Source organism: Ornatilinea apprima, assembly GCF_001306115.1.
Lineage (GTDB): Bacteria > Chloroflexota > Anaerolineae > Anaerolineales > Anaerolineaceae > Ornatilinea > Ornatilinea apprima.
The window spans coordinates 128452-142808 of record NZ_LGCL01000021.1 but is presented as its reverse complement, the minus strand read 5'-3'; the positions used below and the strand labels follow the sequence as shown (position 1 = coordinate 142808).

The following is a 14357-nucleotide window of genomic DNA, read 5'->3' as shown; positions in this document are numbered from 1 at the left end:
AATATTGCTAAGAACCTCACAGCCAGCCGGAGAACTGAAATGCTTAAAGAAATTGCATCTCGCTGCATCAAAGGGGAGAAGACGGTTCAATAGCTGGTAAGAAAAAAAATAAAATTAAGGAGCGGCCTTTATGGATGACCTGTTATTCCACGGAACGTTGTCGGATTTAGACCCAGCATTATTGGAACTCAACCAGATTGAAGCAGAACGCCAGCATCGAAAATTGATTCTCATCCCCAGCGAAAGCACCGCTCCACTGGCTGTAAGAGAACTACTTTCTTCTTCGTTTCAAAACCTCTATGCAGAAGGATACCCGGACGAAGAAACCCGCTGGATGACAGAAGACCAAATTCTCGACTATCCGGCGCGATTAGTCCACTTTCGGCGGTACAGTGATCCCCGCTACTACAAAGGTGTCGAATATGCTGATCTGGCTGAGTCGTTGGCTCGCCGCCGCTGCGCCGAGGTATACGCCACCGATCGATATCCGGCGGAACAATTATTTGTCAATGTTCAGGCTCTTTCTGGCGCTCCCGCCAATAACGCCGTTTATCACGCCCTGATCAACCCGGGCGACACCATTATGGGTATGAATTTGCTGCACGGCGGTCACCTCACGCATGGCTCACCTGTCAACCGCTCTGGAAAACTCTATAACGCGGTCCATTACACCGTAGACCCATCCAGCGAAAAAATTGACTACGACGCCGTTCAAAAAATCGCTGAAGAAAATAAACCCAAAATCATCGTGGCCGGATATTCATCCTATCCCTTTGTGCCCGATTGGCAGCGTTTCCGCCAGATTGCAGATTCCGTTGGCGCCTACCTGCTGGCCGATATCTCACATATCGCCGGCCTTGTGGCTGCCAAAGCAGTACCCTCTCCAATCGGGTATGCCCACATCGTTACCTTTACCACGCATAAAACCCTCACCGGACCGCGAGGCGCGAGCATTATCACAACCGATGCCGGACTGGCCAAGAAAATTGACCGGGCGGTCTTTCCGGGTGAGCAAGGCGGGCCGCATGTGAACACCATGGCCGCCCTGGCTTTAATCTTCAAGCTGTCCAAAACTGAGCAGTTCGTTCATCTCCAAAAGCAGATCATCCGAAACGCGGCGGCCCTCACCAACCGCCTGCAAGAGCGCGGTCTTCGTATTCCTTTTGGCGGCACCAACACCCACCTGGGCAATGTTGATTGCAAGTCCATTAAAGGTCCCGATGGCGCTGAATTATCTGGTGATATGGCCGCCCGCATTCTGGATGTAGTTGGGATTGTTCTGAACCGCAACACCATACCCGGAGATAAAAGCGCGCTGGCAGCTTCCGGTATTCGCTATGGCACCCCCTGGATGACACAGCGCGGCCTGGGCGAAAAAGAAATGATTGAGGTCGCCGACATTATTGCCGATGTTCTTTTCGCCACCGTTCCATTCAAACAGGCCAGCCGAAAAGGCTTTGATCTGCGTGCCAAAGTCGATTTTAAGGTATTGGAAGATACCAAACGGCGTGTTCGCGCCTTGTGCGATGCTGCCGCGCGGGTGGAAGCCACTCAAAAATCAGGCTACCCGCATTTCTTCTACCTGGATGACCAACCGGCCAATAAATCAGCCTGGAGCGCACTTGAAATCTCCACTCAGGGCGTTTTCCAGGTGGGCACATACGGTCCCACCTCCAACGCCGATATTCTGCAGCCGAATAACGCCCTGCGCCCATTCCTCAATTTTGTCTTCTCCAGCGATGTTGAAGCGCTATCGCCGGGTACCAGCCAGAAAACCAGCCTGGTTACACCACTAGGAGAGGTGAACGGCACCTTAACCCTCACGGCTGATGGCAAATATATTTTCTCCATGCCGTCTGAACACTTCGGCGTTGCTGCCACATGGCTGCGCGACCTCTCTGATGGCTATATCCGGTTCGACCCGGATCTGCTTAAGAAAATCCCCGGTCCGGTTATTGTCAAAGAAACAGAACCACCCGCGTCACACGCGACAACCGTAGACGCCGGCGATTCCCGGAAACCCTATTACATCGGCATTTCACCCGCCTCTGGCGAGGCTCTTCCCAAATTCGCATGGGAAGAAAAAGAAACTGCCGAACTTCGCCGCACTTCTCTGTATGAAACGCACAAACAAGCTGGCGCGAAACTAATACCCTTTGCCGGGTGGGAAATGCCCGTTTGGTACACATCAGTGGGTGAAGAACACCAGGCAACCCGCCAGGCTGCCGGTCTGTTTGACGTTTCGCACATGGGCGTTTACCAGTGTGAGGGGCCAGACGCGCCCGTGTTTCTCGATAGTGTTTGCGCCAACGATATGGCCAGCCTGGCCGTTGGTGAATCTTGCTACACCCACTTCCTGGATGTGGACGCCAATGTGATTGACGACCTGCTGGTATACCGCCGCTCCGCGGACAAATACCTGGTGGTCGTCAACGCCAGTAATGACGACAAAAACTGGGCCTGGCTCAACGCGGTGTTGAATGGGAAAGTGATGGTGGATCCCAACGTTCCCCAAGCCCGCGCCTTTGGCCGCAATGTGATTCTTCGCAATTTGCGCGACCCGCAAGCCGGTGTAGAAATGCGTGTGGATATTGCCCTCCAGGGGCCCAAATCTCGCGATATTCTGCTGGCATTGGGCTGTGATGCCGCAACACGCCAGCGCATCATGCGCCTGAAACGCACCAATCTGACCGAGGCGGTTGTGGGCGGTTTTGACCTGGTTGTCTCACGCACCGGTTACACCGGCGAAAAGATGGCCTTCGAACTCTTCATCCACCCGGATCAGGCACCGGCATTGTGGGCCAAGTTGATGGAGGTAGGCGCGCCAATGGGGCTTAAACCCTGCGGTTTGGGCGCGCGCGATTCCCTTCGCACCGAAGCCGGGCTGCCGCTTTACGGTCATGAAATGGGCGGCGAGAAGAATCTAGGGGTGGCCGAAGCCGGGTTTGGCTATTATGTTAAAACCTACAAACCCTGGTTCATCGGCCGCGACGCCTTCCTCCGCCGCGAAGCCGCTCGCAAAGGCGAAGTGATTCGTTTTCGCTTTGAAGAAAAAGGCGTGCGCATGGCGCATTCTGGTGACCCCGTGATGGATAAGAAAGGCAAAGTGATCGGTTATGTAACCAGCTGCGCCATTGACAGCGATGGCTACCTGACCGGCCAGGCATTTATTGATCTGAAATATGATGAGGAAGGCGCTACAATTTTGATCTATCAGGGTGCTGCGGATAAGCCAGGCAAGGCTCCCGCTCAGCTTGCGAGTGGAGATCGAGTAACTTTACCCTCCAGCGCGATCATAATTAGCCGCTTCCCGAAACCTTAATCACCATTAGGGGAGCCTGGTAAAACCAACCGGCTCCCCTTTTTTAGCACAACCTTCTAAAGGAGACCGCGAATGGAAACTGCTTGGGATCACCGCTTCGCTCAGCGCACACAACGCATGCAAAGCTCAGCAATCCGTGAATTGCTCAAACTGGTGACAGAACCAGACGTTATCTCTTTCGCCGGTGGCTTGCCTGGCCCAGATGTTTTCCCGATTAAGGAATTTAACCAGGCCTGCACAAAAGTTTTGATAGAAGAAGGATCGCTTGCACTGCAGTATGGCACCACCGAAGGGTACCAACCCTTGCGCGAAAAAATCGCGGAAATCACATCACAATACGGCATTGGTGTAACCGCAGACAATATTCTCATTACCTCAGGCAGCCAGCAAGCCCTGGATCTGTTGGGAAAAACATTCATCAATCCGGGTGACAAAATTCTCACCGAAGCGCCCACATATCTTGGCGCCATTCAAGCCTGGAACGCCTATGGCGCGGATTTCGTTACCGTGCCATCAGATGATGACGGTATGATCACCGATGCCCTGGACCATGCTTTGCGCTACGGTCCCAAGTTCATATACGTTCTGCCGAACTTCCAGAACCCCTCTGGAACCACCTTGCCTCTCGAACGGCGTAAGCAACTGGTTGATCTGGCAGAGCGGTATGGCGTTCCAATTGTCGAAGATGACCCCTACGGGCAGCTCCGCTACGAAGGAGACCATATTCCCGCCGTGGAAGTACTGGATTGCCGTATCCGCGAAACCAACAGCTGCTACTCTGGCAACGTCATCTACCTGAGCACGTTCTCTAAAACACTTGCCCCTGGGTTGCGCCTGGCCTGGGTGGTGGCTCCTCCCGAAGTTATTCGCAAAATGGTGCTATCCAAACAAGGCGCTGACCTGCACACCGCTACCTTCAACCAGGTAGTTGCGTATGAGGTTATTAAAAACGGTTTCCTCGACGAGCATATCCACTTGATCCGTAAGGTCTATCGCGAGCGCCGCGATGCTATGCTCAACAGCCTGGCACGCGAAATGCCCGCAGGGGTGCGCTGGACTCATCCCCAAGGTGGTCTTTTCTTGTGGGCCACGCTGCCAGAAGAGATCGACACCGCACAAATCTTCACGGAAGCGATCAAAGAAAAGGTGGCCTTTGTACCAGGCGCATCCTTCTTCCCTTGCGGAGGCGGTCATAACACCATGCGGCTTAATTTTAGTTACTCAACAACAGAGCAAATTGAAGAAGGCATTGGGCGTCTGGCGCGCGTCATCCGCAAATTTATCAGCATCGAGTAAAAAACCACTCTCAACTCATACAACAAAGCGGCGAGCCCGTAAAGCCCGCCGCTTTGTTTATTATTCCCAATCTGGCCGCTCATTGTGAGTTGATATTGCTCTCCCACAGGCGGAAGCCCTTCAAAATCGACCCTCCAATGAATTCGCGCAGAATAGAATTATCAGGGATCAGGTCCACATCAAGTGGTAAAAACCATTCCAACAGAGCCAGCAGACGCTTTGCCTCGATATTTTCCGGCGAACCAAAGGGCACCTGGCGTAAGAGCGGCTCTGCTAGTGATTTTAATGCCGCCAGTTCAAACACCAGCGCCGAATTGAACATCTCATCGGCATATTCCTGATAAGGAAATATATTGCGTTTCTCCCCGCGCCGCACCGATTCCCACTGGAAAATCGTCTGGCGCGCCGAGTAACCCCGCTCGCGCGCGTCGCGCACAATCCGCCGGATCAGCCGGGAATCAGTCGTCGAAATCCGATTCTGCCTATCCAGGTTTAACTGGGTCATGCACGAACAATAAATGCGGAATGTGCTGTCGGTAGGGATGATTGGCAACATATTCGGATTCAATCCGTGAATGCCTTCGAGGATGATGACCTGATCCTTACCAATCCGCACCACATCGCCGGTTTCGCTTAAACCCGAGTGAAAATTGAAGCGCAACAGCTGTACTTCTTCTCCCCTGATCAATCGCTGCAAGTGATCACTCAGCGCCGTTGTGTTCAACGCGCCCAGCGATTCAAAATCAAATTTTCCCTCTTCGTCTTTGGGCGTTTTTTCACGATCAACAAAATAATTATCCAATTCCAACGCGAAAGGTGAAATCCCCCGCGCCAGCAACTGAATCGCCAGCCGTTTGGCAAAAGTTGTCTTGCCGGAGGAAGATGGCCCTGCGATCAGAACGATCTTTTTGTGCGGTTGCGCCTCGGCAATCTCGCGGGCGATCTCAGCTATTTTTTGCTCTTGCAGCGCCTCAGAGACAAGCACAACCTCGCGGATGCGGTCTGCCTGGATGGCGTCATTCAGGGTGCCAATTGAGGCAATCCCCAGGCGATTAAGCCAGCTTCCATAAGTTTGAAAAGTCTCCAGAAGCCGGTTGGTATTCGGCAGCGGCTGGATTTGCGTTGGGGCATGTCGGCGTGGGAAGCGGAGCACAAAACCATCCCCCAGGCGGGTCAGATCAAACCACTTCAGATACCCCGTAGAAGGCACCATATACCCGTGATGATAATCACGGTGCTCACCCAGGCGATAAAGCATTAAATGCGCCTTGGTGCGATATTTAAGCAGGTTGACCTTCTCTTCTTCCCCTTTTTGTTTAAAATAATCCACCGCTTCTTGCAAAGGCACCTGCAAGCGCTCGAAGGGCAGGTCTGCGGTCACAAGCGTCTGCATATAGGCATTTAAGTGGTCTAAATCTTCTTGGGATAGCGGTTTATTGCCAACCACCTCACAATAGAATCCGCCCGATGACACCGAATGGTCAACGGCCAGAGCGCAGTCATGGTAAAGTTCTTCAAACGCCGCTTCCAATAGAAAAGTCAAGGACCGGCGGTAAATCCGGGCACCATCGGCTTCTGCCATGGTTACCGGTCTCACGCGCGCGTCAATCTCAATGGGATAGGTTAGCTCGCGCAAATCGCTGTTTACAATCGCACCCATCAACGGCGCAACAAAATCAAGGCCAGCGTTTTTCAGCAGAGTTTCCACCGTCGAACCGCGCGGACCCTGAATAACCCGCCCATCCGGTAAAAATATTTCAACATTCTTCCGCGGACACTCGTGGATGATGATTTTGTCTTCGTCTTTCATGGTTAAAACAGCCCTCCTATATGGTCTCCAATTCTACCATGTCAGTCTTTACCTGCACTTTCTGTGGGGCAAGGACCGTACCAGATCACTCTGAATTGACTCGCAACAATTCAATCTGCGCCAAATCATCCGCTGCCAGGTCGCCGATAGGCAGGGAAGATGCGGCAAATCCAGAAAGCATCTCTTCTTGCGTTTGAGCACCATCTGCTGGCCAGACCAGATCAATAATTCGGGTAGCGTTGGTCGCTTCAGGAGCGCCGCCCCACTTCCATTGTGAGTTCTCCGCCGCCACATCCCGTACCCGCAGCACACCCGTTGATGGGAATCCGTCCTGGCTTAATACCATCGCTGCATAACCCCATTCGGCCGGGTCACCATCCCCAAAGACCTCTTTGGGTACGCGCAGGCTAACGGTGTTCTTTTCCGGGCTGACAATGATCTTGTAATCCAGGTTAAAAGATTTGATTTCTCCGCTGGTGGCATCCGCTGTGAAGATTTCCGGGTACCACCCTTCCGCCCAAATGGCCACGTCCCAGCCATCGCCAGCCTGCAGAGCCGCGTTGCGCCCACCCAGCAGCAAGCGGCTGCCGCTGCCCGCGCCAGGATCTATATCGACATACACATCAAACGTCTGCAGAGACAAATTGGCTGTCGACCCCCAGGGATTGGTAATCGGCGCGGCCATCCGAAAAGTGAACACAACGGAGTTATCATCATACCCCACGTTGAACGTCTCGATGTCAAATGTGCCGGGGACAAAAACCGCGTCTGTGGGATAAGTGTAAGTTTCCGGTCCGTGATCATCACCGGCAGGGTCTTCAACCGCCATAATTTCTTGAGTCGCGCCCAGCTCAGGCAAAATGATCTGGGCTGGCCCTTCAGCCGGGAAAGCCGCCGCGCCTTCACCCGCGACAACCACCAGCCGCACATCATCCCCCGCCTCCAGAGATTCTCCCAGCGTCGAAAGTGGAATTTGGATTTCCAGACCATCTGCGCCCAAATAGCCTGCCCCGGCTGTGCCGTTTTCAACCCAACCATCCTCGCTGGCGAGAAACGCGCTTAACTTAGCATCTTTCCAGAAAAAGAGGTGGGAAGCAGAAAGACCCACAAAGTCATCTGCCGCCGCATTGTCTGGGCGATAAGCGAAAGGATAACGCACGGTTGCCTTTGGAGTAGAAAGATATATCCCCACCCCACCGCTGAGGATTGCCAAATCTGAAACCTGCAAAGCAAGCTGCAGATTCTGAGAATCCAGACCAATTTTGAGAAGGTTACTCTGGCTGTCTGTGTAAACCGCGGCGTTGCTCCACTCGGCTTCACCGATGAGTCCATCAGCCACAACTGCCATAGGCTCTCCCATGGGTTGTTCTGGAGCAGCCGGCCGGAGCGGGATCACCGGAACGTCCAGGAAGGCGGGCGGTTCATCACCCAGAGATTCGTAGACACCTTTCAATAAAGCGCGGAAACCCAAATCAAAGTATTCATCCTGCCCGGAGTCCTGATCCGACCCGTACCACCAGAACCAGTCCGAACCTTCCGCCAGGTACATGAAGTCTTGCGCCAGAGCCAATTTCTCTGGCGTCGTTGTGCGTTTCTGGGTAAGATCGTACTTAGCCAGATGCTCGCGCACTTTCCCCAGGTATTCCCAGGCGGTACGCTCTTCCGCTTCTCCAATCCAGGTATCGTAATTGGGACTGAACCACGCCCCCGGGAAAAGCTGCTCTAATTCGCGCTGCTCCGGGAACAAAGCTAGATACTCGGTAGGTGTAATGGTTTTCACCGTCTGGCTCTCTGAAAAATTACGGTACATGGCATTCAAAAACGCTTTGCCGTCATTGGGGTAATATTCCCAGGCATTCTCCCCATCCAGAATAATACTGACGAGGTGCGGCCCTTGCGCACCCTCTTCTTTCAACCGCAAGCGGATATTCTCAAGGCGCTGCATTAAATCACTGGCGGCTGTTTCTGCATCCCGCTGAGAATATTCAAATCCAATCTTATCCGAAAGCGTTCCGTCCCGAAATACCACCGCCACCCGATGGTCGCCCTGCGTTACATAATAAGGCCGGTACAAATCATCGGCTTGCTGAACCGTCTCCTGACTGTTTCGAGTGAAGCTCCCAATCCCCAGAGATTGCGCCAATACCGGCTCGCCGGTGGCCATCCAGGCATACCCCGCCTTGCTGACCAAAGGAATAATTTCTTGGGCAACCGAGCCCTCTCCCGGCCATAAACCCTCTGGCGGCTGTCCAAAGTTCACTTGATAGATATCCACGCTCTTCTGCAAATGGGTGATAGCGTCATTGGGCCACGAAAAGCGTGCGGGCAAATCTGCCTGCGGGTTGCCAACCGCGGCCAAGTCTGAGTTATAAATCAGCGGCAAGATGGGGTGCGCGTACGGCGTGGTAATCACTTGGATCTGGCCGTTATCCTGCATTTCTTTATGCAGGGGCAAAATCTCTTGAATGATTTTTCGCGCCTCATCAAACACAATTTGCTTGTCCTCCTCTGAAAAACCCTCCCCTTTCGTCACCAAAGTTTTCAAAGGCTCTTCTTCCAAAAACATGGGGTCAAACCATGCCAGGTTAAACCAGACTTGCAGATCGCGGAAATCTTGATCGGTAAAACTTTGCAAGGCTTTTGCAATCGATTCTGAGTCGGCCCCGCCCCTTTTTTCGAGCAGTGCCAGGTATCGCGGGAAGCGGGCAACAATATTGTCCCGGTTGGCGTCAAAGAAGCGGGTTAAGAGAAATGTTTTCTGTTCAATAGTCAACGCTTCTACCGGAATCTCCGCATAGGCCCAATACAAATCTTTAGCGCCATTCTGGGAAAAATCTTCCAGCTGCCGCAGCAGGACCGGTGTCAGATTTATCGTCAAATGCACATTCGGATAGTCTTTTACTAGGGCTGCCATATCATAATAATCTTTAGTGGCATGCACGCGTACCCACGGCCGGGTATAGATGCCATCCGCGTTCTTGTAGTACAACGGCTGATGCTGATGCCACACCAGGTTCACGTATAAAACATCCTCTGTGGGGGATTCAGTTGGCACTGCCTGTGTGGTTGCCGTAGGTGCTGGAACTTCGCTGGGAGCTGCTGGCGGTGTTGGCGTGCAGGCGGAAAATCCAAATAAAACCAATAGTATCAGGTTCATCCATCTCTTTTCCAAATTCATCTTTCCTCCAATCAGCGAAAGTTCGCGGTTCGTTAATCAAGCCCCGCTTGATCTCAAACGGGGCTTGCGGGAATGATAAATAGGGTGAAAGGTCTATCCTTTTACGCTGCCCAGCGTCAGCCCGGAGATCAGGTACTTGGATGTGTACAAGAACAACACCATCACCGGGATTGTAACCAAAATCGCGCCGGCCGAGAACTGCCCCCACAGCGTGGTGAACTGACCCTGCAACCGCTGCAGCCCTAACGGCCAGGTGAGCAGCGTCTCCTGCGCGCCCAACATCACGCGCGCCAGAAGATAATCGTTCCACGCCTGCGTGAAGTTGAAAAGAAAGACAATCGCCAGCGCCGGTGCAGAAAGCGGCAGCAGAATCCGCCAAAATGCTTCCAGCTCAGTGCAGCCGTCAATGCGCGCCGCCTCCTCCAGATCAATCGGGATGGTATCGTAATATCCTTTCAAAATCCAAATACTGAAAGGAATGGAAGTTACCGAATAAGCCACCACCAATCCGCGGTATGTCCCAACCAGGTCCATCTGAATCGCCAGAATGTAAATCGGCACCATCAGCATGGCCGAAGGGATCATCTGAGTCGTGAGCAGAAAGACCAATCCCAGCGAGCGGCCAGGGAATTTGAAGCGCGAAAACGCGTACGCCGAGGTCGCCGCCAGGATCACGCCAATCACCGCCGTCGCAGCGGTGATGGCCAGGCTGTTCCACAACCACTGCAGTAATGGCTTTTCCAACAAAACAATGCGGTAAGACTCCAATGTCGCGTCAGCCGGAATGATGGCCAAATCAGTGGAGAGCAAGCGGTTGCCGGGACGGATGGATACGGTGAAAATTCGCAGCAAGGGGTAAACGGTGATAACGCAGTACGCCAGTAGCGCCATGTGAATTAATAAACGCTTGAACGGGCTATCTTCTCTTCCACCCTCAAAAAAGGATTTCTTACGCTTGGGTTGAACCGTTGTCGTACTCATTATCGGACTCCTTTCAAAGCGCCAGTGACCCTTAAGTAGAAGATTGAATAGACCAGCAAGAAAATGAAGATGACAAAGGCAAAAGCTGCTGAGAACCCGTAGCGGTTATACTGGAACGCCGCCCGAAACAGCGCGGTAACCAGAATATCCGAAGACTCCAATTCAAATTGGTTGATGAAAAAGGGAACATTGAAGTTATTAAAGGTCCAAACCGTTCCCAAAATGATCGCTGGCGCCATTACGGGCTGCATTAATGGAATGGTGATATTCCAAAACTGTTGCCAGCCGTTTGCCCCATCAATTTCTGCTGCCTCATAGAAATCACCCGAAATGCTTTGCAAGCCTCCTAAGAGAATCACCATCATAAAGGGAATGCCCAGCCAGATGTTTGTGATACACATGGCCGCAAAGTTCGGTCCGGGGGTTGTCAACCATTGGATGGGGGCCAACCCCATTCGGGTTAGAATAACATTCAGGAATCCATATTCAAAGTTAAACTCGCCGCGCCAGGCAAGAACCGCGATAATCTGCGGAATAGCCCAAGGAATGATAATGATCATGCGATAAAGGCCGCGGCCTTTCATTTCACGGTTCAACAAAAGAGCCAGGATCATGCCGCCAACCACATGGAAGACAACGTTGATCAAAGTCCATAGAACAGTCTGCCCTAACAGCGGCCATAAGGTGCGTTGTTTCAACACCGGTTCGGTGAACACTCTGACGTAATTGGTAAAACCGACATATTCCCAGTTCTTAAACCTGCGCAGGCTCATATTGCCAAAAGACAGGTTTAATTCCCAAATTAAAGGGTAAACAACCAGAACCAACAGCCCCACAATGGCAGGGGCCAGCAGCATAAAAGGCAGCGCGTAGTGATATTTCAGCCAGCGCATCAAAACAAGATAAAGAATGGCCTCCAAGATCACCGTTCCGATCAGCACATAAAGCACTGTCGTCCCGACTTCTCCGAGGCTCTTAAGAACAACCCCTCCTTCAATCATTTGCCTGCCCTCCTAATATGGAACTTATACTCGGCACAAAAGAAAGGAGAACCAGGGGGAAAATCCCCCTGGTTCGTGAGGTTGTGATCAATTACTCAAGTTGGGAAACGCAGGTCTCAGCAGCGGTTTGCATATCCGCGGCAGCCTGTTCTGGGGCCTTCGTTCCAGACAAAACGGCCAACATCTCGGGTTTCATAGCATCCCAGTTGCAGCGCATTTCCAGCGCAGAAGGCATCGGGGTGCCGTAGCTCATCTGCTTAGCCGAACCAGCCAAAATCGGATCTTCGGCAATCATCGGATTTTCCAAAACGCTGCGCAGCGCCGGCAAGCGGTTCAGAGTCTCCAGTTGAGCCAGTTGGTTCTCTTCGTTGGTCACAAATTTGACGAAGTCAACCACGGCATCCAGAGTCGCGCCTTCCAGGTCGGTGGGCATCATGAAGTAGGTGCCCGAGGTGTAGGGAGCCGGCCAACCAGCGCCAACCACCTGGGGAATGGGGGCCACGCCCAATTTGTCGCCCAGGGCTTCCGAGTAACCACCCAGCGACCAGTCACCATTGATGATCATGGCCGCCTTGCCCTCTTTGAACAGAGTGTCTGAGCCATCATAATCGCTTTCTGATGGCACAATCCCGTAGGTCGTCTTCATATCCAGCATCCACTGCAGGGTGCTGACCATTTCGGGGGTGTTCAAAGTGGGGGTAACGCCGTCTTCAGCGAACACAGAGCCGCCAAAACCACCCAGCCACGGCACAAGCCAGAAGGGCTCGGTCTGGTTGTAAACAAGCGCCTTCACATCGCCGGTGAAATTAGCCGCGGCTGCAATTAAAGCGTCCGTGTCCGCCGGGGGTTCAGCGATCAGGTCTTTATTGTAAAGCAACATCAGGTGATTGCCGCTGGAAATCGGAACGGCATAGGTCTTGCCATCCATCACAACGCTGTCCACATACTGGCTCATGTCAAACAGGTCATCCACCGGCATAATCAGGCCAGCCGCGGTGAACGGACCGGCGTGGTCGTTCACAGTCCACAGCAATTCAGGCGGGTCGCCTGCCAGGCTCGAGGTCTGGAAATCTTCGCGCAGTGTCTCAACTTCCTTGTTGACGACCTCAAAGGTTACGTTGGGGTGCATGGCGGTATAGGCATCGGTCAGGCTCTTCACCCACTGGAAGCCGCCATCTGCTTCGCCTTCTTTGGTCCACAGCACAATTTTCACTGCTTCTGCAGCCGGCTCTTCAGCCGCAGGCGCGGTGGTTGGCTCTTCGGCTGCTGGCGCAGCGGTTGGCTGCTCGGCAGCGGGGGCTTCTTCAGCCGGGGCTTCCGTGGCAGCGGCAGGCGCGCAAGCCGCCAACACAAAAACGGCAATCATCAGTATGCTGATCAAAGTAAGAAACTTTTTGGACATCTCTTATCTCCTTGTAGTTTAAGAAACACGATCAACTTTTTGCCAGAAACACTGGCCTTTCCTAACCGATTCAGCAAAGAAAATGGTTGACCTCACCTCCTTATTTATTCATTATCATCTGCAAATTGGTGGAGCGCAATAGTCAAAGCTTCAACAACAGCCCCAATCCCGCTGGAGCGGCGGCCCAAATAGGCGGCTGCGATACATACATGGTCGGCAGCCACCCGCAGACTTTTTTCGTCCACCGCCTTGCGCATCGGCTCAAGGAACAAATCTCCACACTGAGAGACCTGCCCACCCACCACGATCATGGAAGGATTGAACAAATTAACCAGACTGGATAACGCGCTTCCCACCGCATACCCTACCTCTTTAATAATCTGCTGGGCAGGCAAGTCCCCCCTCCGTGCGGCAGCGATCACATCTTTAGCGCGAATAGCCTCAACCGGTTGAATTTCTGCCAGGCGCGAGCGCTGGTTCTTGCGCACAAAATCCTGCGCCCGCCGGGCAATCGCCCTGCCACCGGCAAACGCTTCCAGGCAGCCATAATTTCCACAGGTGCATTTGGGCCCCTTGCGATCAATCACAATGTGACCTATCTCCCCAGCCGTGCCGGTTGCGCCGTGGAATATTTTTCCGTCAATCAATAAACCAGCCCCAATACCGGTTCCAACTTTAATATAAGCCAGCACTTTTTCGCCGCGGCCCGCTCCGTATGCCCATTCACCTAACGCGCCTAATTCCGCGTCATTCCCTAATGTTACCGGAACTCCCAACTGTTCTGCCATATAATCACGAATCGGAAAATGATCCCAGTTCGGCATAATGGGAGGTGAACTGACCATACCTTTTTCGCTGACCACCGGTCCAGGCACGCCCATGCCAACGGCTTTCACTTCTGAAAGCGGAACACCCAGATCGTGTAGCGTTTGACGAACCTGGCGAATAACATGCGTTAGACAAACCTGCGGCCCGTCATTGATTTCCAGCGGTGTTTCTACCTCGCGGATCACCTGACCAGCATAATTTGCCACAATCAGAGTCATGTGCGTCGCGCCCAGGTCAATTCCAATCACTTTGCCAAAATTCGGATTGATTTCTAAAACAACCGGCTTGCGTCCGCTTGGTTGTGAGCCAACTTCTCGCACCAACCCCGCTTTGGATAAATCTTGAATAATGGATGTTACAGCGGCGCGGGTCAGGTTTAATTCTCTTGCCAAATCCACCCTCGCAATCCCCCCCATAGAGAAGCGGATCAGGTCTAAAGCCAAATGCTTGTTAATGTTTTTAACATTTATGTTCGGAATCATGAATATTTTGCCAATAACATCTACTTTTTGACCAAAAACATAACCTTATTTTAACTA

At 52.7% G+C, this 14357-nt stretch carries 8 protein-coding genes and 1 pseudogene; 3 read left to right on the top strand and 6 right to left on the bottom strand.

Annotated features, from left to right (window positions below):
- Window positions 1–130 precede the first annotated feature (130 nt).
- The 3 genes and pseudogenes from ADN00_RS20545 to ADN00_RS08545 all read left to right on the top strand — a co-directional run.
- A pseudogene (locus ADN00_RS20545) lies at window positions 131–1528 on the top strand (serine hydroxymethyltransferase); the annotation flags it as partial.
- Window positions 1529–1849: 321 nt separating this feature from the next.
- Window positions 1850–3322 (top strand): glycine cleavage system aminomethyltransferase GcvT, encoded by a 1473-nt coding sequence (gene gcvT, locus ADN00_RS20540; RefSeq protein ID WP_407944716.1) that lies wholly within the window; start codon window positions 1850–1852, stop codon window positions 3320–3322.
- A 72-nt stretch (window positions 3323–3394) separates the two neighbouring features.
- Window positions 3395–4618, top strand: a complete 1224-nt coding sequence (locus ADN00_RS08545) for an aminotransferase-like domain-containing protein (RefSeq protein ID WP_075062548.1) — start codon at window positions 3395–3397, stop codon at window positions 4616–4618.
- A gap of 79 nt (window positions 4619–4697) precedes the next feature.
- Here the strand turns inward: ADN00_RS08545 and ADN00_RS08540 are convergent, their stop codons facing one another.
- The 6 genes from ADN00_RS08540 to ADN00_RS08515 form a co-directional block, all read right to left on the bottom strand.
- On the bottom strand, window positions 4698–6428 hold the full coding sequence (locus ADN00_RS08540) for a nucleoside kinase (RefSeq protein ID WP_075062547.1): 1731 nt from the start codon (window positions 6426–6428) through the stop codon (window positions 4698–4700).
- An 85-nt stretch (window positions 6429–6513) separates the two neighbouring features.
- Window positions 6514–9447, bottom strand: a complete 2934-nt coding sequence (locus ADN00_RS08535; RefSeq protein ID WP_075062546.1) for a glucodextranase DOMON-like domain-containing protein — start codon at window positions 9445–9447, stop codon at window positions 6514–6516.
- A gap of 252 nt (window positions 9448–9699) precedes the next feature.
- Entirely contained in the window at window positions 9700–10587 is an 888-nt protein-coding gene (locus ADN00_RS08530; RefSeq protein ID WP_075062545.1) for a sugar ABC transporter permease, read from the bottom strand.
- A complete protein-coding gene (locus ADN00_RS08525) occupies window positions 10587–11588 on the bottom strand; it encodes a carbohydrate ABC transporter permease (protein ID WP_075062544.1) in 1002 nt (333 codons plus the stop codon). Before ADN00_RS08525 ends, ADN00_RS08530 begins: the two co-directional genes overlap by 1 nt.
- Window positions 11589–11679: 91 nt before the next feature.
- Window positions 11680–12990 carry an extracellular solute-binding protein gene (locus ADN00_RS08520; protein ID WP_075062543.1) on the bottom strand — a complete coding sequence of 437 codons (1311 nt, stop codon included), beginning with the start codon at window positions 12988–12990 and terminating at the stop codon, window positions 11680–11682.
- Between the two features lie 104 nt (window positions 12991–13094).
- Window positions 13095–14210, bottom strand: a complete 1116-nt coding sequence (locus ADN00_RS08515; protein WP_160317493.1) for an ROK family protein — start codon at window positions 14208–14210, stop codon at window positions 13095–13097.
- Window positions 14211–14357: the final 147 nt, after the last annotated feature.